19 protein-coding genes and 1 pseudogene are annotated in these 19,399 nt (G+C 63.7%); 6 read left to right on the forward strand and 14 right to left on the reverse strand.

Annotation, left to right across the window (positions count from 1 at the left end):
• The first annotated feature begins 206 nt into the window (after window positions 1–206).
• On the forward strand, window positions 207–1,142 hold the full coding sequence (locus AC6I6S_RS20155) for a polysaccharide deacetylase family protein (RefSeq protein WP_497952731.1): 936 nt from the start codon (window positions 207–209) through the stop codon (window positions 1,140–1,142).
• Between the two features lie 91 nt (window positions 1,143–1,233).
• On the opposite strand, the gene AC6I6S_RS20160 is transcribed toward AC6I6S_RS20155, so the two are convergent.
• The 5 genes from AC6I6S_RS20160 to AC6I6S_RS20180 all read right to left on the reverse strand — a co-directional run bounded on the left by AC6I6S_RS20160 (window position 1,234) and on the right by AC6I6S_RS20180 (window position 6,772).
• Entirely contained in the window at window positions 1,234–2,202 is a 969-nt protein-coding gene (locus AC6I6S_RS20160) for a glycosyltransferase (protein ID WP_497952733.1), read from the reverse strand.
• 448 nt (window positions 2,203–2,650) lie between these two features.
• Window positions 2,651–4,105: a nucleotide sugar dehydrogenase gene (locus AC6I6S_RS20165; protein ID WP_497952734.1), complete on the reverse strand. Its 1,455-nt coding sequence runs from the start codon at window positions 4,103–4,105 to the stop codon at window positions 2,651–2,653.
• The gene (locus AC6I6S_RS20170; protein WP_497952736.1) at window positions 4,102–5,097 is read right to left on the reverse strand and encodes a Gfo/Idh/MocA family oxidoreductase; all 996 of its coding nucleotides are present in this window, start codon (window positions 5,095–5,097) and stop codon (window positions 4,102–4,104) included. The genes AC6I6S_RS20165 and AC6I6S_RS20170 overlap by 4 nt, the downstream gene beginning before the upstream one ends.
• A complete protein-coding gene (locus AC6I6S_RS20175) occupies window positions 5,094–6,197 on the reverse strand; it encodes a DegT/DnrJ/EryC1/StrS family aminotransferase (RefSeq protein WP_497952737.1) in 1,104 nt (367 codons plus the stop codon). Before AC6I6S_RS20175 ends, AC6I6S_RS20170 begins: the two co-directional genes overlap by 4 nt.
• Window positions 6,194–6,772 carry an acyltransferase gene (locus AC6I6S_RS20180; protein ID WP_497952739.1) on the reverse strand — a complete coding sequence of 193 codons (579 nt, stop codon included), beginning with the start codon at window positions 6,770–6,772 and terminating at the stop codon, window positions 6,194–6,196. The genes AC6I6S_RS20175 and AC6I6S_RS20180 overlap by 4 nt, the downstream gene beginning before the upstream one ends.
• Window positions 6,773–7,172: 400 nt before the next feature.
• Here AC6I6S_RS20180 and AC6I6S_RS20185 point away from each other — a divergent pair, with 400 nt between their 5' ends.
• A complete protein-coding gene (locus AC6I6S_RS20185) occupies window positions 7,173–7,709 on the forward strand; it encodes a DUF7344 domain-containing protein (RefSeq protein ID WP_497952740.1) in 537 nt (178 codons plus the stop codon).
• A 370-nt stretch (window positions 7,710–8,079) separates the two neighbouring features.
• Here the strand turns inward: AC6I6S_RS20185 and AC6I6S_RS20190 are convergent, their stop codons facing one another.
• From AC6I6S_RS20190 to AC6I6S_RS20200, 3 genes are all read right to left on the reverse strand, one after another.
• Window positions 8,080–9,357, reverse strand: a complete 1,278-nt coding sequence (locus tag AC6I6S_RS20190) for a DUF1616 domain-containing protein (protein ID WP_497952741.1) — start codon at window positions 9,355–9,357, stop codon at window positions 8,080–8,082.
• Between the two features lie 224 nt (window positions 9,358–9,581).
• Window positions 9,582–9,857 (reverse strand): PadR family transcriptional regulator, encoded by a 276-nt coding sequence (locus tag AC6I6S_RS20195; protein ID WP_255171693.1) that lies wholly within the window; start codon window positions 9,855–9,857, stop codon window positions 9,582–9,584.
• 237 nt (window positions 9,858–10,094) lie between these two features.
• Entirely contained in the window at window positions 10,095–10,436 is a 342-nt protein-coding gene (locus AC6I6S_RS20200; RefSeq protein ID WP_497952743.1) for a helix-turn-helix domain-containing protein, read from the reverse strand.
• A gap of 467 nt (window positions 10,437–10,903) precedes the next feature.
• Between AC6I6S_RS20200 and AC6I6S_RS20205 the strand changes: the two genes are divergently transcribed.
• From AC6I6S_RS20205 to AC6I6S_RS20215, 3 genes and pseudogenes are all read left to right on the forward strand, one after another.
• Window positions 10,904–11,092 (forward strand): DUF7563 family protein, encoded by a 189-nt coding sequence (locus AC6I6S_RS20205; RefSeq protein WP_497952744.1) that lies wholly within the window; start codon window positions 10,904–10,906, stop codon window positions 11,090–11,092.
• 208 nt (window positions 11,093–11,300) lie between these two features.
• On the forward strand, window positions 11,301–11,804 hold the full coding sequence (locus AC6I6S_RS20210) for a DUF7344 domain-containing protein (protein ID WP_497952745.1): 504 nt from the start codon (window positions 11,301–11,303) through the stop codon (window positions 11,802–11,804).
• A 129-nt stretch (window positions 11,805–11,933) separates the two neighbouring features.
• Window positions 11,934–12,418 (forward strand): annotated as a pseudogene (locus tag AC6I6S_RS20215) (transposase family protein).
• Between the two features lie 72 nt (window positions 12,419–12,490).
• Here AC6I6S_RS20215 and AC6I6S_RS20220 read toward each other — a convergent pair.
• From AC6I6S_RS20220 to AC6I6S_RS20235, 4 genes are all read right to left on the reverse strand, one after another.
• Window positions 12,491–13,564 (reverse strand): CARDB domain-containing protein, encoded by a 1,074-nt coding sequence (locus AC6I6S_RS20220; RefSeq protein WP_497952747.1) that lies wholly within the window; start codon window positions 13,562–13,564, stop codon window positions 12,491–12,493.
• Window positions 13,565–13,704: 140 nt separating this feature from the next.
• Window positions 13,705–14,112 carry a helix-turn-helix transcriptional regulator gene (locus tag AC6I6S_RS20225; protein WP_497952748.1) on the reverse strand — a complete coding sequence of 136 codons (408 nt, stop codon included), beginning with the start codon at window positions 14,110–14,112 and terminating at the stop codon, window positions 13,705–13,707.
• 346 nt (window positions 14,113–14,458) lie between these two features.
• Window positions 14,459–14,818: a hypothetical protein gene (locus AC6I6S_RS20230; RefSeq protein WP_497952749.1), complete on the reverse strand. Its 360-nt coding sequence runs from the start codon at window positions 14,816–14,818 to the stop codon at window positions 14,459–14,461.
• A 145-nt stretch (window positions 14,819–14,963) separates the two neighbouring features.
• Window positions 14,964–15,947, reverse strand: coding sequence for an NAD-dependent epimerase/dehydratase family protein (locus AC6I6S_RS20235; protein ID WP_497952751.1), 984 nt, complete (start codon window positions 15,945–15,947; stop codon window positions 14,964–14,966).
• Window positions 15,948–16,110: 163 nt separating this feature from the next.
• On the opposite strand from AC6I6S_RS20235, the gene allB reads away from it, so the two are divergent.
• Window positions 16,111–17,475 (forward strand): allantoinase AllB, encoded by a 1,365-nt coding sequence (gene allB / locus AC6I6S_RS20240; protein WP_497952752.1) that lies wholly within the window; start codon window positions 16,111–16,113, stop codon window positions 17,473–17,475.
• A 29-nt stretch (window positions 17,476–17,504) separates the two neighbouring features.
• Here the strand turns inward: allB and AC6I6S_RS20245 are convergent, their stop codons facing one another.
• Window positions 17,505–17,726 carry a hypothetical protein gene (locus tag AC6I6S_RS20245; protein ID WP_497952754.1) on the reverse strand — a complete coding sequence of 74 codons (222 nt, stop codon included), beginning with the start codon at window positions 17,724–17,726 and terminating at the stop codon, window positions 17,505–17,507.
• Between the two features lie 76 nt (window positions 17,727–17,802).
• On the reverse strand, window positions 17,803–19,389 hold the full coding sequence (locus AC6I6S_RS20250; protein WP_497952756.1) for a cobyric acid synthase: 1,587 nt from the start codon (window positions 19,387–19,389) through the stop codon (window positions 17,803–17,805).
• Window positions 19,390–19,399: the final 10 nt, after the last annotated feature.

A 19,399-nucleotide genomic window follows, 5' to 3' on the forward strand; every position in this document is an offset into this window, starting at 1 on the left:
GGTGAGGTGGCGAGACGTGGGCTTTGTTATACGGAGGTTGCACGTCGACAACGGTCCGAAACCGGAGACAATCGGCCGTTCGTGGACGACTGCTCGAGACATGGTCGTCGTCGCTATGTGGGCGATGAACACGGTCAGGGAATCCATAACAAAACCCGTTCCCGAGTACGATACCGCTATGGTACACGTGTCGTATGGTGGGTGCGATGGGTAGCGTCGTGATTTCTCTCGACGCTGAACTCGGCTGGGGGTTTCACGACCTCGAGCCGCTGCCGGTCGGCCGCGTCGAGAGCGGCCGGCGCGGCTGGGAAGTGTTACTCGAGTGTTTCGAGGAGTTCGACGTTCCGGCCACCTGGGCCGTCGTCGGCCACCTCATGCTCGAGGGGTGCGACGGCGAACACGCCGACCATCCCGCGCCAGAGGGCTGGTTCGACCGCGAACGGACGACGTGGGCCGACCGCCCGGAGCTCCGCTTTGGCTCCGATCTGGTCGAGCGAATCCTCGAGTCCGACGTGGCACACGAACTCGCCAGTCACTCGTTTTCCCACGTTCTCTTCGGTCGGCCCGACACCTCGCGCGAACTCGCGATCGCTGAGCTGCGGCGCTGCGACGAGATCGCCGCCGACTGGGGCGTCCCGCTCGAGTCGTTCGTCTTCCCGCGAAACGACGTCGGCCATCTGGACGTACTCGCAGAACTCGGATTCAGGGCCTACCGCGGCCGATCTCCGACGCCGGACGGGGTTCGCGGGGTCTTCGAGTCGACCTTCCGGAGCCGCTCGCTGCTGGTCGAGCCCGCAGTCGACGAACACGGCCTGGTGAACGTGCCCGCCTCGTTGTTCCTGTTCGGATTCGAGGGACCTCTTCGGTCGGTTGCGGAGTCGGTGTGGGACGATCCGATGGTCACGCTGGCCCGTCGTGGTATCGATCAGGCCGCGCGGTCGGACGGCGTCTTTCACATGTGGCTTCATCCGAACAACCTCCAGACCCAGCGCGACGACGCCCGACTGCGGGCGATTCTCGAGTACGTCGACACGAAACGGGCCGAGACGGAGCTCAGGGTCGAGACGATCGCCGACGTCACCGCGAGAGTGACCGGAACTCCGGCCGCGGTCGACGAAAGCCCCCTCGTCAGTCACCGCTGACGCGAGACAGCCCCTCCCTACTGGTTCCGATCACCGAGTAGACGGCCCCTACCGAACCTTGTTTTCGGGCGGTGCGACAGCGCCGGTGTGTTTACGCCTTCTCTCGACCGAGTTGCTTGCGCTCGACGGGCTTGCGCTCGATCGAGACGGCTCGCCGATAGACTGCGAGCATCGCGTCGGCCGTTGCATCGAGGCTGACCTCGCGGGCGGCCTCGCGGCCGTTCGAGGGCACCCCGGCCTCGAGAGCGTCGACGAGGCCGTCGACCAGTTTCTCGTCCGTGTCGGCGACCGTCGACGGATCGACGCCCGCGAGTCGCTCGCGTACGTCGCCCACGTCGGTCGCGACGACCGGGCGGTTACAGGCGAGTGCCTCCTTCACCGAGTTCGGGGACCCCTCGGTGCGAGAGGTGAGTAACAGCGCGTCGGCGGCGTTCATGTAGTCGGAGACGGCGTCGTGATCGACGCCGGAGATCGTCTGGAGGGTCACCGGCTTCTCGAGGAGTCCGTCGGCGACGTCAACGATCCGCCGGGCTCTGGGAAAGTTTTTCACCGGTCGCTCGGGCGAGTACGGGAAGAGCACGTGGTACTCGTCGTCGGGCCAGCCGACCGCCTCGCGGGCGACCGACTGGGGCTTCGGGGAAAACCGCTCGAGATCGACGCCGTCGGGGATCACGGCACACTCGTGGCCGAGCAAGTCGCGCATCTCCTCGGACATGACGACGACCTCGTCGCACAGCGGCGCACAGACGCGGCTGACGCGTTCGACCGGCCCGTGGACGTCCGAACCCCACAGCGAGAGCACGACCGGTGTTCGTATCTGGGCGAGCGCCATCGGCGCCGTGAGCCCGTAGTGGGCGTGGATCAGGTCGTAGCCGTTGCGCGCCTCCCGGAGAACGTCCGGGAAGAACCGGAGGTAGTCACCCGCCGTTCGCGAGCTGTCGGCGCCGACCTCGCCCGCGACCGACAGCGTCGAGAACGTGACGCCGCGGCGCTCTAAGGCGGCCATCTGCTGTGTCATAAACGGGGCGTCGGCGTTCGTCGTGAGGGTGAGCACGTGCATCGCGGGGGTCGTCTTCAGTCGCGACCGCCCACCGCTTTGTTAACCGTCCCGTTCCCCTCGCTCGACCGATTCCTCCCGTCCGCTGACTCTCCTCCGGCTAATTTCCGGTCCCCAAACAGCAGGATTGTATGAAATAATGGTATATTTATACCTTAAAAATACTTATCAACCACCCGCAGCTACAGAAAATCGTTCGAATGTATGAGCATCTCGAATTTCCTCTCTGGGCTCCTCTCGGACAAGCGCTCGGCTGCCGCCCCAGCCACGTCGACGGCAGCCGAGCGTGAGTCACAGTCTCCCGAAACAGTCGTCTGCGAGTGTCGACACTGCGGAACGACGGTTTCGACCGGGACGACGCACTGCCCGGCGTGTGATTCCGACGAGATCGCCGTTTATCAGATCGAGTGACCGGCCTGCCGGGTCCCCAGTGCGACCGTCGACACTGTCGTTACTCGCGAGTCACGTCGCCGCCGTCCGCTCGACTGCGCTGGGATCGCCCGCCAGTCTCGACGCTCGCGGTCGCTCGCTCGAGGGCCGCCGGCTGATCGGTTCTCGACCCGCCGAGGGTGTACGTTCGGTGGTGGCTGTCAGCGAGATCGAGCGCGTCCCTGCCGTCGACGACGACCAGCTGCTCGAGCGTGCCCCAGTCGATCCGGTCGAACTCCTCGTGGGGTGTGACGAGCACGGCGGCATCGAGTGACTGGTCCGGAATATCGCCGATTTCGAGGGTGTGAGCACCGTACGCTGCCGGGTCGACGAGCGGGTCGACGCCGTACACGGTCGCGCCGAGATCGCGAAGCCGAGAGACGATCTCGATCGCGGGCGAGGAGCGCATCTCGGCGACGCCCGGCCGGTAGGTGAGGCCACAGACGAGCACGGTGGCGTCCTCGACGTCGACCCCACCCGTCGCGAGTTCACGGACGAGCCTCGAGACGGTGAATCCGGGCATTCCCTCGTTGATCGTCCGCGCGGTCCGCGTGAGACACATCGGATCGGCGGTCTGGGCCAGCAGGAAGTGGGGGTAGTTCGGAATGCAGTGGCCGCCGACGCCCGGCCCCGGCTCGTGGAGATCGCACATCGGCAGCTCGTTAGCGGTGTCGATCGCCTCCCGAACCGAGATCCCGAGTTCATCGGTGATCCGCGCGAGTTCGTTCGCCAGGGCGATGTTGACGTCCCGGTAGACGCCCTCGAACACCTTCACCGCCTCGGCGGTGGTCGCGTCCGAGACGGCGTGGACGTCGTTGTTCGAGAGTTCGTCGTAGACGAGCGCCGCCGCGCGCGTGCTCTCATCGTCGACGCCGCCGACGACCTTGGGATACTCGCCGCGGATGTCCCGCAGGGCGGTTCCCGAGGAGGTGCGTTCGGGACAGAAGGCGACGCCGAAGGACCCGCGCTCGAGGCCGCTTTTGGCCTCGAGATGCGGACGGATCACGTCCCGACAGGTGGCCGGCGGCAGCGTCGACTCGGCGATCACCAGGTCGCCAGGAGCGAGGCCGGCGGCGATGTCGTTGACGACCGCTTCGATCGTCGAGAGATCCGGCTCGCGGTCGTCGTCGAGCAGCGTCGGCACGATGATCACGTGGATACGGGCATCGGTCGCGGCGGCGGGACCGTCCGTGGTCGCCCGTAGCCGGTCGCGGCCGACCTGTTCCCGGACCAGTTCCTCGAGTCCGGGTTCGCCACTGATGTGGCTCTCGCCAGCAGCAACGGCGTCGACGACCGCGGGATCGATGTCGACGCCGGTGACGTCGCCGGTCACCTCGGCGTAGACGGCCGCGAGGGGAAGCCCCATCTTGCCGAGTCCGTAGACGGCGACCGGGACCGACCCCCCGGTAAACGCCGCTCGCTGCCGTGCGGCCGGCGCGTCGGAGCCGTACAGCCGATCGACGCGACCCCGACTCACCGGGCGTGCACCTCCGTTTCCTCGCCGTTGACGAGTCGATTGATCCGCTGGATCGTCTCGAGCGCGTCGAGTCCGTCGTCGGCGGTTACCTCCGGCGACCCCCCCGTACTGGCCGCGTGGACGAACGACTCGAGTTCGCGTCGAAGTGGTTCGCCGTTCTCGACCCGCGGGCGCTCGATGACGCTCTCGTGGCGGTAGCGCTTGCGGCCGTTGTCGGTCACGTACTCGGGGTAGGAGTCGCGGTGGATCTGGACCGACTGCTCGAGGTAGTCGACCTCGAGCAGACACTCCTCGGCCGTGACGGTAAAGCGCCGAATCTTCTTCTGGGTGAGCCGACTCGCCGTCAGCGAGACGATCACGTCGTCGTAGCGCATCTTTGCCGTCGCGTACTGGCCGTTGTCGGTACCCGCGGCGGCGATCGACGTGGGCTGGGAGTCGAGCAGCGCCGAAACGACGTCGACGTCGTGGATCATCAGGTCGTCGGTAACGCCGTCGATCGCGGTCCGATCGACCGGCGGTCCGAGCCGCTCGGCGTCGATGGCGATCACGTCCAGATCACTGATGAGCTCCGCAACCGTCTGGACGGCCGGATTGAACCGTTCGATGTGGCCGACCTGCAGGACGAGTCCCGCGTCGGCCGCCTGCCGCGCGAGGGCTCGGCCGCGCTCGATCGAGTCGGCGATCGGTTTCTCGACGAGGACGTGGACGCCGGCCTCGAGACAGGCCGATACCGTCTCGTAGTGGGCGTGGGTCGGTACCGCGACGGTGACGACGTCGACGGTATCGAGCAACTCCTCGAGCGGAACCGCGGTCGTGCCGTAGGCGTAGGCGACGCGCTCCGCGAGCTCCGTATCCAGGTCGCTTACGCCGACGAGGTCGACGTTTCGGAGTTCGCTGTAGACGCGCGCGTGGTTCTCGCCCATCGCGCCGACGCCGACGACGCCGGCGCGAACGGTCGGTGATTCGATCGAGGTTGATATATCGACGGTCATGCGTGTTCGAAGTGGTCCGTGATCGCCGCGACCACCGTCCGTCGGTCGTCGGCGGAGAGGTTCGGATGGATGGGAAGCGAGAGGACGGTTTCGGCCGCCCGCTCAGCCCGCGGAAACGTCGCAGCGGCCGCGCTCACGGTTTCGTACGCGGGCTGGCGGTGGATCGGCGTGGGGTAGTAGACCCCCGTGCCGACTCCCCGGTTCTCGAGCGATTCGGCGAGCGCATCGCGGTCGGCGGTTCTGATCGTGTACTGGTGGTAGACGTGGCGGTAGCCGTCGGGCACCGTCGGCGTCTCCACCGGAAGGGCTGTGAGGTTCTCGTCGTAGAAAGCCGCGTTCTCGCGGCGGGCCTCGTTGAACTCGGGGAGGCGCTCGAGTTGAGTGCGCCCGAGTGCGCCCCCAACGCTCGTCATCCGGTGGTTGTGGCCGATCTCGAGGTGTTCGTAGCCGCCGTCGGCGCCCCGGCCGTGGTTGATGTAGCTGGCGGCGCGCTCGGCGACGTCTTCGCGGTCGGTGGTGATCATGCCGCCTTCGCCGGTGGTCATGTTTTTGGTGGGGTAAAACGAGAAGCAGGCGGCATCGCCGAAGCTGCCTACCCGCTGGCCGTCGATCGCGGCTCCGTGGGCCTGGCAGGCGTCCTCGAGCACCGCCAGGTCGTGTTCGTCGGCGATTTCTGTCAGGGCGGGCATGTCGGCGGCCAGCCCGTAGAGGTGGACCGGCATGATCGCCGCCACGTCCTCGCGCTCCCGGACGACCTCGCGGACCTGTGCGGGATCGAGCGCGAACGTCTCGGGGTCGACGTCGGCGAAGACGGGGGTCGCACCGGCCAGGCGGATCGCGTTGGCGCTGGCGACGAACGAGAACGGCGAGGTGACGACCGCGTCGCCCTCGCCGACGCCCAGCGCCTCCAGGGCCGCGTGGAGCGCGGTCGTCCCGTTCGAGGTCGCAACCGCGTGCTCCGTACGACAGTAGCGGGCGAACTCGCGCTCGAAGGCCCTGACTTCGGGACCGTCGGCGAGCTGTCCGCTCTCGAGGACCGAGTACACCCGGTCGACGGCTTCGGTACCGATCTCCGGATCGGCGATGGGTATCTCCGTCATACGAGCTGGTTCGGTCCTTTGAGGGGGTCGGGAAGCGTTCGCGGCTGGGCGGGCGCGCCGACGGCGAGCGTCTTCGGAGGGACATCTTCGGTGACGACCGCACCGGCTGCGACGAACGCGTTCTCGCCGACGGTGACGCCGGGAAGCAGGGTCGCGTTCGCGCCGATCGAGGCGCCGTCCTCGATGGTGGGGCCCTCGAGACCGTCGTCGGTTCGGATCGGGTACTCGTCGTTCGTCAGAACGGCACCCGGGCCGACGAAAACGTTCGAGCCGATCGTCGTCGCCGTCGGGACGTAGACTCCCGTCTGGAGACTAACGTGCGAGTCGATCGTCGTCTGCCCGTCGATTACGGTCTTCGTGCCGACCAGAACGTTGTTCCCGATCGTCGTTTCCTCGCGAACGAGGGCGTCGTGACCCGTCGTGAACTCGTCGCCGATAGTGACGCCGGCGTAGATGGTCGATCCCGAACGGATCGTCGCATCGTCGCCGATCCGCGTCGGCTCGTCGAACTCGCCGGTACCGACGCGGGCGTCGTCGGCGATCGAACAGCGGTTGCCACAGATAACGTCACCCACGAACGATCACCTCGTCGGGCGGGCAGCCGGTCTGCGAACGTGTGTGTAGTACAGTCATGGTAGTCGATACCCGGTGAGGGCACTCACTCCGATACAACCGGTAACGACGCTTTGTTATCCCCGGCCTGACGGTCCAGTAGCTCCGAACTACACCGCCGAAGAGACGTCCGCGGCGGGTCTGGTTCGTTCACCGATCCCCGCTCCTGTCGGCTCCGACGCGGCATCGGCGCGGAACTGTTCGGCTGTCGAGTCACTCACGAGTCATGACGGGTACCACGCGCTTTCTTCAGGGTAGCCGTGAGATAGTAAAGTGTCACAGAGTCGCAGTACGCTGGTGTGAGGTATCCGAAACCACCCGTCACACCGGGAACGGGAACACCCCGGGATATCGAGAGCCCCTATGACCGACACTGATCTCTCACAGGCTGAACTCTTCGACGTGTTCAGCAACGCTCGCAGACGGTATACCGTCCAGTATCTGAAACGCCAACACGGGTCCTGTGATCTCGCACCGTTGGTCGAACAGGTCGCAGCCTGGGAGAACGACACCGCCCCCGACGAGGTGACCCGGGCACAGCGACGGCGCGTGTACATCTCACTGTACCAGACGCATCTCCCGATGCTCGAGGAGCACGAGATCGTCGAGTGGGACGCCGACGGCCACGCGATCCAACTGTTACCCAGCGAAGAGACGTTCGATCCGTACCTCGACCGTCGGTTCGAGAGCTACCGGGCCTGGCACTATCTGTACGCGAGCCTGGCGCTGTTCGGCGCGCTGGCGCTTGCGGTCTCTTGGCTCGCTGTTTCCCCACTGGGTCCCGAAGCGGCGCCGCTGGTTGCGCTTGCGCTGTGTGGGGCCTCGTTCGTCGTGGCTCTCGCTCAGTACGTATCGCGGCGTCTCACGATCCGTGCACCGGTTACGCTGACCAGACGCTAACACCCAGTTCGACCCTACCCGTTCACAGTGTGTTTCTCAGCCTCCGGCGTGATCGTCGCGCTTCGGAGGCGACTGCACACGGCCAGTCCGTCGAGTCGCGACGCGCGTGACCGTCTGGGTTCGACCTCGGATCGTCTCACGAGAATCTGGTCGCCCGGTATTCCGCTCCGCTCGGGCAGCGGCCGGTCCGGAATCCGGCGTCGTCACCGCTCGTTGCGTCACGGTGTTGCCACGGCGGCAGCCTGTCCATCCGAGACGGAACCCATTGCCGGTCCCTCCGGTAAGCCAGTAAGCGGAAAGGAACAGCGCCGCACGCACCACGCGCCGACCGATAACCGTGCCGGCTAGCCGATCACGGAGAGGCGATTGCTTACTCCGCGGAGTCGTTGTCGGCGTCGTCGTCGCTGCCGAAAATATCCTCGAGGCTAAACGAATCATCGTCGTCGTCGTCCGCCGTCCCTTCGTCGGTGTCGTTGCCGGGAGGAGCGGCGGTGTCGTTGTCCGGTGGAGCGCCGTCACTGTCGTTGTCGGAGAGATCACCGTCACTGTCGTTGTCTGGGAGAGCACCGTCGCTATCGTTATCTGGGACGTCCTCGCCGTCGTCGGCGTTGCCGTCGTTATCAGCGGTTTCCTCGTCGCTCGAGTCGCCGTCTTCGATCGGGTTCTCGGTCGGGGTAACCCAGAAGTAGACGTCTTCGGCGGCGTTCTCGTTGGTCGGATCCGCCGGCGGGTCGTCGTAGAACAGGAGGAAGCTGATCCGGACGGTTTCGTCCGGATCGGCGGTCGGAGTGACGCTTCGTTCTGCCGTTACCGGTCCGGTGCCGTTGATCCGGGCGTCGATCTCCCGCAGTTCGGTCCGTTCGACCACCTCGCCGTCGTCGATCACCTGTTCCTGGACGACGATCGTATAGTTCGTCGCCTGCCCTTCGTGGTTCTCGAGGCTGATCGTCACCGGGACCGATTCGCCCGGTTCGATTTCGCTTGGAAAGCCGTCGGCGACGAGCTCGCCGTTTTCGTCCTCGGTGTAGATCGCAAACTGCGTGAACCCGCCAGCAGAGAGTGGGGCGAGAAAGCCGACCAGCAGCGCGCCAACCGCAACGGCGACGGCGATCGTCAGAACGATCGCAGAGACGTTTATCGTCGCCTCGGGAGTTCGGTACACCCGACCGATCGCGGCACCTGGCGAGACGGTGTACCGGTCCGGCGCCGGAACACGAAGCCGCCGTATCGCTCCGATCTGGGCCAGTAGTACGGCGGTTCCGGCGAGCGTGGCCGCGACGGGTTCCGCTGCCAGTCCCCAGTCGGTCACTGCCAACCCGATCGTCGCCAGCACGGCAATCGCAATCGAGAGTGGCAACGCCAGACCGACTCGCTCGACGGTGTCGATTCCGCCTGGTCGGCGTTCCATCATCGTTCTCGCGTTCGTCCGGGCGTCGCGTGCTCGGGCGGGAAACAAGACGGAAACCAGCGCGTAGCCGGGCAGAAAGAGGACGAGCGCGATCGCCCCGAGCAACCTGAGCGTACTTCCTACCGCCAGACTCGTCACCATAACGTACGTCACCACCGCGAGTAGCGAGACAGTGGCCAGATCGGTCGGATATCGTAGTAGCTCTCCGAACCGGGTCTGCGTCCGCGTTCGAAGACTCATAGGACACTCGCTGTGTTTCGCCACTTTCGGCGCCGGTGCGATTCGATCGGATACTCTGGGGCGGACATGCTCGAATCGTTGACGTAGTTTCCGCTATGCAATTTTGTTATGCCAGGATTACCCGCCATCCGACGGAGCACTCCTGGAGAGCTACCGCTCCTCGAGCGGCCGACACTCACGAAGGTGTGCTCTTTCAGCAGGGCCGAGTCGGCACACCGGTGGCGTCAGAAGTCGACGTACTGTTCTTCCCACTCGCGCCGATCACTGATCCGTCGTTGCCCGTCGTCCGTGATCGCGTAGTAGTTCGTTCGTCTGTCGAGTTGACCCTTCTCGACTAACTCCTTGTTCACGAGCGTGTCGAGGTTCGGATACAGCCGACCGTGGTTGATCTCCGAACTGTAGTACTGTTCGACCTCTTCTTTGACAGTCTGGCCCGAGGGACGGTCTGCGCCTGCGATGACGTACAGGAGGTCTCGCTGGAAGCCGGTCAGATCGTGCATTGCTCAATCACATGGACCGTTCCGCTGACTGGATATTTGTTATCCGCATCATACAGGTGTTTCATGGCTTCTTTCTCTCCGATGGACGCGAATGAAACAATCGGGCTGCGTGAGTGTCTCGAATCGAAAACGTTCACCGCCACGGCACACAGTCGACAGGAGGAAGTGGCCGGAGAATCCTGGCTGCCCACGACCGATACAACGCGAAAAGACAACTCCGTGTCGGTGACCGGGTGCTCACTCGGCGCGTTCGTCGCGGCTGATTCTCGAGACGTCGATGCCATCGGTGTCGATTCGTACGTCGAGCCGACCGACGGTGGCCTCGTAGGCGGTCGTATGCGTTCCGTCGGGTTCAAATCGAATGCATTCGGCCAAAAGCTCACTCTCGAGCAGGCTATTGATCCGCCGGTACACCGTCGCCGAGGAGCTCTCGGTCCGCGCGGTGAGCTCCTTTGCCGTTCGGGGTCCATCGCTCGTTGCGATGAGGATCGTCCGTGCACACTCGTCGCCGAGGACGTCGAGTGCCGCGATCGTCGTTACGTTCGAGTCGGCCTGGGTGTTGGTTGCCTGGGTTGACATTGTCGTATGTTCCGTCGATCTAACCGGTAAGCGAGTGTGGTATTTTATAACGATCCACCTTATGTGAGGAAGTGAAACCATTCTCAACAGAAATTTCAAATTTCTAGCTGGAAATACTTGATTTCGTCGAGTCGAATCCGTGGATAGAGAGTGGAGATAATCAAATACCGGACAATACATCTGAACTCACGTTGACAGCCGTCGATCGTATACAACTCGAAAACGCCGCCCAGAGCGCCTATAGTGGCGGAAAACGCCCAGAAACACTCAATTTACCAGGTAGTCGAACCGACCTGTTGGGTGAACAGTCAACGTCCTTTATCCACATCTGACGACGCGGATACAACGACGTCTGGAGGCGCTGTCCGGTTCGAGTCGGCCATCGCGGGCAGCGTTAGCCGGATGTGGCTGATCGAACCAGTCGGATGGACTCGAGTCGACGAGTTATCCACTACTCACCGATACCCATGAAATCCACACGAGTCAACTGGAACCCAACGGAATCGTCGTCAGCGGGCGCTCGCTGTCGCAACTGCGGAACGCACGTCACCCAGCAGTTCGCCCGTGTGTTCGGAGACAACGGTGACGTTGTCCACGGCTGCCCGGCGTGTACCACGTATCGCGAGATGCAGTCCGGCGGCCACCTTCCTCGATAACCGACCCGGTTCACGAACTGGTGTCGATTGTGTCCCGAATGGGAACGGTTCTACCCGGGCGGAGTACCAAAATTCGTGGAACATGATATACTAATCCCGGATATCCCAAGCAGTACGTTGAAGAGTGAGGTTGTCGAACATCAACCCAGTTATGAGGGTAGGTGGTGGCCGGCGTTTCACTGAGAACGCTCTGTTACGACTGTAATCAATGTCTGTCCAAACACGCCGATCAGGGCCGCTCGAGGAAAGTGAAATCTTCCACATACTCGGCAACGATAGACGACGAGCGATCGTACAGATTCTGTCGGTGCACCACGAACGTATCGACGTCTCGGATGTCGCCTCGGAGATCGCAGCCACCGAGTCGGAGACGTCGTCGGTCCCGAATAACCTGTACAAGAGCGTCTACGTCTCGCTGCAGCAGACCCATCTGCCACAGCTCGAAGAGGACGCAGTGATCGAATACGATTCCGACGCCAAGACGATTGAGCCCGGTCCCCACTTCGACCGCGTCGTCGGGTACATCGACGGCAATTCCGACGGCTATTCGACCGTCCTCGTCGGCCACGTCGTCCTTAGCGTCCTCGGTCTCGTTCTGATCGCCCTCGCCGGGCTCGAAGCTCCCGTGTTCTCGAGCGTCGATCCCGTGCTTGCGAGCGTGTTCGTCTTGCTGGCCGTCGCCGCTAGCGGGCTCTACACGCTGTTGAGCTGAGGTCCGTTCCGCTTCGAGGGCCGCTCGAGGCCCGGACTTGCGTCCGCGGCTTGCGGCGGTATTCAGAGTAGAGATCGAGTGAACGAGGCGGTGGATCTATGATCTCTATGCCGGAATCCATCAGCCTCTGTGGGCTGTGGGTCTAGTACGGAGATTCAGTTGGGTTCTGTGGAGCGGAAAGCGGCGCCGCGCGAACTGATGCGCCTCACTCCACACCGTCTGTACAATCATTTTCAGAGACTGTTGCCGTGCTCGAGAGATTCGGTGTCGGACGGGCCCGATTCCCCGTTCACAACCGGGCACAGAAGGCAAATCGACTGCCTACCAGCGGCAAATCACCGGATCAGGTGCCCGAGACGGTGATCCATCTCACACACGACGTCAATGACGCCGTGTCTCTCGTCGATTCCACATCGTGGTTACGGGCTGCACTCCATCGACACCGACTCCGATTTCGATACCAACACCACGGAAATCGGAACGCCGTGGAACGTATAGTACAACAAGTAAAACGACGAACCTCTTCGTTCGGGGATTGTTTCAGAAACGCCGATCCAAATACCGCCGAACCCTGGCTGCAAAGCTTCGCACACTGCTGGAACCAGCTTATCTGAACAGTGCCCGGTTTGCTACCGAAAAAAGCGACTGCGGCGTCTCATCCGATCCGGATGAGATGGCTGTCGTGATTAGGTCGTGACGGCGAGCAACACGTCTTCATCGTCGTCGTCGTCGAACTCGTCGTCGTCGGTGTCATTGTCATCGAGGTCGTCGTCGAGGTCGTCATCGTCGTCGTCAACTGGTTCATCGTCCACGGGTTCTTCGTCGTCTACGGGTTCGTCATCGACCGGTTCGTCGTCGATCTCGTCCTCCTCAGTTAGCTCGATGAAGGCGACCTGACCGAACTCGTCGGTGAGGACCATGTGAACGAACTCGCCGGGTGCGAGTCCGGTGGTGTCGATGTCGAATACGACATCGTCGGTTTCACCCGCCTCGAGCGTTACTTCCTGAGACTCGATGAGGTCACCCTCGAGTCGGAACTGGACGTCCTGGGTCGATTGCTCGTCAGCCGGGTTGGTGACGGTCGCCGTGACCGTGATCATCTCACCAACTGCAGCGGTTTCAGGTGCATCGAGGTTATCGACGGTGAACGACTCCGTAGGCTCGTCATCGACGGGTTCGTCGTTAGCCGGCTCGTCGTTAACCGGTTCATCGTCTACCGGTTCGTCATCAACGGGTTCGTCGTTAACCGGATCGTCGTCGACGGGTTCATCGTCTACCGGTTCGTCATCAACGGGTTCGTCGTTAACCGGATCGTCGTCGACAGGTTCGTCGTCGACGGGTTCATCGTCGACGGGTTCGTCGTCAACCGGTTCTTCCTCGACTGGGACCTCTTCGGTCGGGTCCTCCTCGACCTGCTCGAGCATCTCTTCGAGCGCCGCCACGTCGACGTCCTCGTCGATCACGAGCACGTAGACGTTTTCGACGTTGAGCTGCTCGATGGTCAGCTCGTCAACGATGATGAAGATCGGTTGATCGTCATGTTCGTCGAGATCTATCGGTTCCTCATCGTCAACAGGATCGTCGGTCGGTACATCGTCTTCGTCGTCTACCTCCGTGTCGTCGTAGTCGTTCTCATCGTAGTCGTCCGCATCGTCTTCGTGTTCGTCGGCGGCCAGGGTTCCCGCTGCCCCGATCGCCATCGCCGAACACACAAGCATCAACGCAGTGACCACGACGAGTACTTGGTTGCGTGTCTTCATGTTTCGCCCTGACGGCGTCTCTGAATCGTAGTTTCGACGCATAAACCGACGCAACCTTTCCAGCGAGAAATCGGATAATGCCTGTTCGGAAACCGGTTACCGCCGCTTCGTTCACGGCTGGAAAACAACGGTTGTGTGACTCACTCCCGCTCGGGCGAACGCGAGGCAGCGGGTTCGTATCCACGCAGACAGACGAGGTTCTCACGCCCGAGACGGAGCTTCGTGATCTCGTCGTCCTCCTCGAGGTCGGCGAGCAGTCGACTAACTTTGGCTTTCGACCAGTCGACGGAGTCGACGATCGCCGACTGTTTCATTCGCCCTCCGTTGTCCATGACGAGATTCCGAACCCTCTCTTGGTCGGTCATAACGTCCTCCTGAGGCGGTCTCGGCTCAGTGTCAGTCCCCGCCGTCGCCTCAAGTCGATTGCGGGCGATCAGAACGGCACCGAGAACCACGAGCGCGAGGATACCGAGAAGGGCGGCGAAATGCGGGCCCGCCTCGAGCTGCAACACTGGGACTGATTCCGGGAGGTCGATGATCAAAATCATACAAATTCTGGTATGTGTGGACCGGTGAGACTCCGGCCGCGAGTGTGTGCGCTCATGTCCTTTCGATGGATCTGTCAGTTTTGTTCCGGCTGTTCACGGGTGTCACGTACCGACGACATCCCACCACAAAGTATTTTTTATAAGTCAATTATTGTTATTAGTATTTCTGTATGTCCTTTGAAACTGTACCTCACGACCGAATCGACGTCCGCCGAGTTCGATCCGGGGGCAGAGACGATTGACCGGTGCCGTCAGGATCAGTGTCGACTCTCCGCGTCCGTGGCTGTCCAACAGAAGCTATCTCGGTCGTCGCAAGTCCGGTCCGCGAATCACCGTCGAGTGACGGCTACGTCCCCGGAACGCCAACCGCGTCGAACGCAGTTACACCCAGCACTGCGAGCACGTACAGGACGATGAGTACCGACAACCACGCGATGATCGTAATCGCCACGGCCTGGGTCCAGCCGCCGGGGTATCGCGCGTTGACGATCGCGAGGTAGGCGAGGAATACGAGCAGCGGTCCGAGTAACGGAATCCAGCCGAAGAAGAAACCGACGACGCCCCAGACGATCGCGCCCAGCAGGGCGGTGATGATCGCATACGTGTAGTCTTCCGTGTCGACGACTACCCGCGCGCCGATGTAAATCCCGAGCGCACCGATGAGCAGGCTCACGACGAACACGACGATGGTATCGATGAGTGCCATGGAGTCGTTTCTCACAACAGACGACTCGTTAGTTATCGCGGACCTACACGGCTAGAAACCCGACACTCCCTCCGGGCGACCACTCTCAATGTGACAGTATCGATTAGGATCGGCGATGGCTGCTCGCCATTCCGTTCCAGGTGACTCAACCGTAAGTCGGTCGCGTCTCGTCGCTCGAGTCCGCCGTCCCGCGGGCGTCCTCCGCGGTCGCCACTCGATCAACGAGATCCTGGATCCCTGTCTCGAGACCGATCTGCGCGCTGACGCCGAGTTTCTCTTTCGCTTTCGAGACGTCCGCAGTGCTGTGGCGAACGTCGCCCGGCCGCTGGGATCGGTGGACGATCGGCGAATCCGCGTCGACTGCTCGTCGAACCGTCTCCGCTAGCTCGAGGATGCTCGTTCGTTCGCCGGTACCGACGTTGTACGCTTCGCCGACGTGGTCGGTGGTCGCCGCAGCAACGTTCGCCCGAACGACGTCGTCGACGTGGACGAAATCGCGAGTCTGCTCACCGTCACCCTCGACCGTGATCGGTTCGTCGGCGCGGGCCTGCTCGAGGAACGTCGAGATCACACCGCTGTAGGGGCCCTGCTGGCGCGGACCGTAGACGTTGAAGTACCGCAACGCGACGGTTCCGAGGTCGTACAGGTCGGCGTAGACGCGCGCGTAGTGATCGAGTGCGAGTTTCTGGACCCCGTAGGGAGAGGTGGGATCGGTCGGGGCCGTCTCGGTCACTGGTAACTCCTCGGGATGGCCGTAGATCGCGGCGCTCGAGGCGAGCACTACCCGGGCATCCTCCCGGCGGGCCTGTTCGAGCAACAGGAGACTGGCCTCGAGGTTCGTTCGGTTCGTCTCCCGCGGTGCGTCGACGCTTCGGGTTACGCTGACGACTGCGGCCTGGTGAAAGACGACGTCGACACCATCGCAGGCGCGCTGGAGTGCGATCGGATCGCGGACGTTCCCTTCGATAAGCTGAGCGTCGTCGTGGACGTGCGTCCGCGTCCCGTTCGTGAGATTGTCGAGTACGCGAACCTCGTTGTGCGGCGCGAGCGCATCGACGAGGTGGCTCCCGACGAAGCCCGCACCGCCGGTCACAAGGACTGTTCGGTCGACGAGCGGTAGCGAATCCATCGCCTACTGGCACCACACCGGCCTCGTTTAGTATACGACGCATACTGACGCGTATTCGATTGTTACCGACCTCACCGAACGTTCCTCGGCGACGTTCGCGGACGATCCCGTTGCCGGCCCGCCAACACAAGCTATATCCGCGCCTGTTCGGTACGTCTCCCCAATGGCTGTCGACCTCGTCGTGAAGAACTGCACCGTCGTGACGACCGAGGGTCGGACGACCGATTCGGGCGTCGCCGTCGAGGACGGCTCGATCGTCGCCGTCGGCCGAAGCGACCGGCTTCCCGACGCGGCTCGCACCCTCGACGGCGGCGGTAACGTCCTGGTTCCCGGAATCGTCGACGCCCACATTCACAATCGCGAACCCGGCCTCGAGTACAAGGAAGACTGGGAGACCGCGACGCGGGCCGCCGCTGCCGGTGGCGTGACGACCGTCGTCGGGATGCCCAACACGGAGCCGGTCATCGACCGACCCGAACACCTCGAGACGAAGTTCGAACGCGGCGAGGCGTCGGCGCACGTCGACTTCCAGAGCTTCGTCGTCGTTACCTCCGGAAACATCGATCGAATCCCCGCGCTCGACGACGCCGGCGCGCTCGGCTACAAGATCTTCCTCGGCTCCACGGTCGGCGACGTTCCGCCGCCGACCGACGGCGAGATCCTCGAGGCGATGCGGGCGATCCGAGAGACCGGGAAACGGCTGGGCTTCCACGAGGAGAACGGCGAGATCATCGACTACTACGAACGGCAGTTCCGCGAAGCCGGGCGGAACGAGCCCATCGATCACGCCCACTCCCGGCCGGTCATCGCCGAACGAGAGGCGATCGAGCGGATGATCACGTTCGCCGAAGAGACCGGCACGAAGATCCACATGTACCACGTCTCTTCGGGATCGGGCGCGGAGGCTGTCGGCCGCGGGAAAGAACGCGGCGTCGACGTTACCGCCGAGACGACCCCGCACTACCTCTGGTTCACCGAGGACGTGCTGCGGGAGAAGGGGAACGTGGCCCGCATCCAGCCGCCGATCCGCGACGAACGCGAGCAGGCGCGACTGTGGAACGCCCTCGAGGACGGGGCGATCGACTCTATCGCAACGGACCATGCCCCGCACACCGACGAGGAAAAGAAAGTCGCCGATCCGTTCGGCAACACCTGGGAGGCCGTCTCCGGGTTCGTCGGCCTCGAGACCGAGGTCCCCGCCATGCTCACCTTCGTCGACCAGGGGAAGTTCTCGCTCGAGGAGTGGGTGTACCACCACGCCACCCGACCGGCCCAGATCTGGGGGATGTACCCGCAGAAGGGCTCGCTCCAGATCGGCACCGACGCCGACTTCACGATCGTCGATCCCGGCCTCGAGTGGACGCTCGAGGACCGTAGCGCCCTCCACTCGAAAACGCGGGTGACGCCGTTTGAGGGAGAGGAGTTCACCGGAAAGGCGGTGACTACCGTCGTGCGCGGCGAGGTGGTGTACGCCGACGGCGAGGTCGTCGGCCAGCCCGGCTACGGCAGCGTCGTTACCGTCGACTAACACCAGTCGGCCGGTTTATCGGAGGACAGCTATCGCTCTTCTCCCTCGAGAACGGCCCACTCGAGGACGGACTGGACCGCCCACACGGTCCAGCAAACGAACGCACCGAGAACGACGGCGATCTCGTACCCCAGGAGGCCGCTCCGGACTGCCATCAACCCCGTGAGAACCCCCACAGTGATGACCGCGACGCCGAAGATATCGTAGAACGTCCGCGGCGAACGCACGCTGGGTGGACGGGCCGTGCTCATACCCGGACCGTACGCGCCCCACCGGCATAACTGTGCCATTGGGTGTCACACCCTCGCTCCGTGGACGACCGAGTGTTCAGTTACCACCGAACGGCCGACCGAGCACCGCGAGGTCGACGTGGTCGCGGAGGAGGGTGGCGGCCCGGTCGTACGGCGATTCCGCGAGAGAGTCGGATTCGGCTTTCGGTCGACGCCGATCGGCGTGACCGTACACCGCCTCGAGAAACGGCTCTCGGACGTTTCGGTTATCGAAGACTCCGTGGAGGTACGTTCCGAGGACGCGGTCCCGCGCCGCACTGTTCGGGCCGAGCGGCTGGCCGACCGACTCGAGTGCCCGGGTTCGCCCGGCGTGGATCTCGTAGCCGCTCGCCGTTCCGGTCGCACCCGCCAGCACCGACGATCCGGTGCCGTCGACGGAAACGGTGGTCTGCTCGAGGTGTTTCTCACGTGCGAACGCTGTTGCGACCGGAAGCAGGCCGAGTCCGTCGACGACGGTCGTCTCGCCGGTTCCCTCGCGGTCGGCTTCCTCGAGGCGCTCGCCGAGGAGTTGGTAGCCGCCACAGAGGCCGACGATCGGGCCGGAAAAACGCTCGAGGAGGTTCTCGAACCCCGCCTCGCGGAGCGCGAGCAGGTCGTCGACGGTGTTTTTGGTGCCAGGGATGATGACGGCGTCCGCCCTGGAGAGATGGGTTTCCGACTCGCCTCCCTCGAGCGGGACGTACGCTACCCGGACGCCGGGGACGGCGGCGAGCGCCTCGAGATCGGTCGCGTTCGAGATTCGGGGAAGGCGAGGGACGACGATCGTGACGGTTCGCTCCTCGGAGATACCGTCCCCGTCGCCTCGGACGTCGTACTCGTCGGTTGCCGGGAGACCGACACTGTCCTCTGCGGGCAGGCCGGGGTCGTCGTAGGGGACAACGCCGAGTACCGGGACGCCGGTCCGTGATTCGATCTCCCCGATGCCGGGCTCGAGCAGGCTCGGATCGCCCCGGAACTTGGTGATGATGGCGCCGACGACGTGTTCGCGGAGGTCGGGGGGGAGCAACTCGAGGGTTCCGTAGAGGCTGGCGAACGCCCCGCCCCGCTCGATGTCGACGACGAGCAGGATGTCGACGGGGTTCCACTCGCGGTCGGCACTGCGTTCCGCCGCTGCGACGGTCGCTGCGATCCGCGGCGTTTCGACGTTCGCCAGGTCCCGCTCGTGGAGGTTGATTTCGGCGATGCTACCGGCCCCTTCGGCAACGATCACGTCGTGGGTGTCGGCCAGCCGCCGGAACGACGCCTCGGCCGCGTCTCGAGCCGATTGCCAGTGCTCTCTGTAGTACTCGCTGGCCGCGAAGTGGTCGACGGCTCGGCCCTGGATCACGAGCTGGCTCTCCCCGCTTCCGCGCGGCTTCAGGAGAACGGGGTTGCTGTCGGTCGTCGGCGCGACCCGGGCCGCTCGGCTCTGGACGAACTGGGAGACGCCGATTTCACCCCAGGGTTCGGTTTCGGTATCATCGACGTCCGGTCGGACAACTACGCGGGCGTTGTTACTCATGTTCTGGGCCTTGAACGGCGCGACGGCGACGCCGCGATCCGCGAGGTAGCGACAGAGTCCGGCCGCTATCATGGACTTGCCGACGTGGCTCGCGGTGCCGGCGACGAGAACGGTTTTGGTCATTCAGATTGGC

The organism is Natrononativus sp. DTA114 (assembly GCF_059736515.1).

What these genes read in the sequence shown, in the direction of transcription:
- AC6I6S_RS20160 (WP_497952733.1), bottom strand. Translation starts at nt 2,202, where the DNA reads ATGCACGTGCTCACCCTCACGACGAACGCCGACGCCCCGTTTATGACA.
- AC6I6S_RS20220 (WP_497952747.1), bottom strand. Translation starts at nt 13,564, where the DNA reads ATGAAGACACGCAACCAAGTACTCGTCGTGGTCACTGCGTTGATGCTT.
- AC6I6S_RS20250 (WP_497952756.1), bottom strand. Translation starts at nt 19,389, where the DNA reads ATGACCAAAACCGTTCTCGTCGCCGGCACCGCGAGCCACGTCGGCAAG.
- AC6I6S_RS20230 (WP_497952749.1), bottom strand. Translation starts at nt 14,818, where the DNA reads ATGGCACTCATCGATACCATCGTCGTGTTCGTCGTGAGCCTGCTCATC.
- AC6I6S_RS20200 (WP_497952743.1), bottom strand. Translation starts at nt 10,436, where the DNA reads ATGTCAACCCAGGCAACCAACACCCAGGCCGACTCGAACGTAACGACG.
- AC6I6S_RS20225 (WP_497952748.1), bottom strand. Translation starts at nt 14,112, where the DNA reads ATGATTTTGATCATCGACCTCCCGGAATCAGTCCCAGTGTTGCAGCTC.
- AC6I6S_RS20175 (WP_497952737.1), bottom strand. Translation starts at nt 6,197, where the DNA reads ATGACGGAGATACCCATCGCCGATCCGGAGATCGGTACCGAAGCCGTC.
- AC6I6S_RS20155 (WP_497952731.1), top strand. Translation starts at nt 207, where the DNA reads ATGGGTAGCGTCGTGATTTCTCTCGACGCTGAACTCGGCTGGGGGTTT.
- AC6I6S_RS20195 (WP_255171693.1), bottom strand. Translation starts at nt 9,857, where the DNA reads ATGCACGATCTGACCGGCTTCCAGCGAGACCTCCTGTACGTCATCGCA.
- AC6I6S_RS20185 (WP_497952740.1), top strand. Translation starts at nt 7,173, where the DNA reads ATGACCGACACTGATCTCTCACAGGCTGAACTCTTCGACGTGTTCAGC.
- AC6I6S_RS20170 (WP_497952736.1), bottom strand. Translation starts at nt 5,097, where the DNA reads ATGACCGTCGATATATCAACCTCGATCGAATCACCGACCGTTCGCGCC.
- AC6I6S_RS20245 (WP_497952754.1), bottom strand. Translation starts at nt 17,726, where the DNA reads ATGAGCACGGCCCGTCCACCCAGCGTGCGTTCGCCGCGGACGTTCTAC.
- AC6I6S_RS20210 (WP_497952745.1), top strand. Translation starts at nt 11,301, where the DNA reads ATGTCTGTCCAAACACGCCGATCAGGGCCGCTCGAGGAAAGTGAAATC.
- allB (WP_497952752.1), top strand. Translation starts at nt 16,111, where the DNA reads ATGGCTGTCGACCTCGTCGTGAAGAACTGCACCGTCGTGACGACCGAG.
- AC6I6S_RS20190 (WP_497952741.1), bottom strand. Translation starts at nt 9,357, where the DNA reads ATGAGTCTTCGAACGCGGACGCAGACCCGGTTCGGAGAGCTACTACGA.
- AC6I6S_RS20205 (WP_497952744.1), top strand. Translation starts at nt 10,904, where the DNA reads ATGAAATCCACACGAGTCAACTGGAACCCAACGGAATCGTCGTCAGCG.
- AC6I6S_RS20235 (WP_497952751.1), bottom strand. Translation starts at nt 15,947, where the DNA reads ATGGATTCGCTACCGCTCGTCGACCGAACAGTCCTTGTGACCGGCGGT.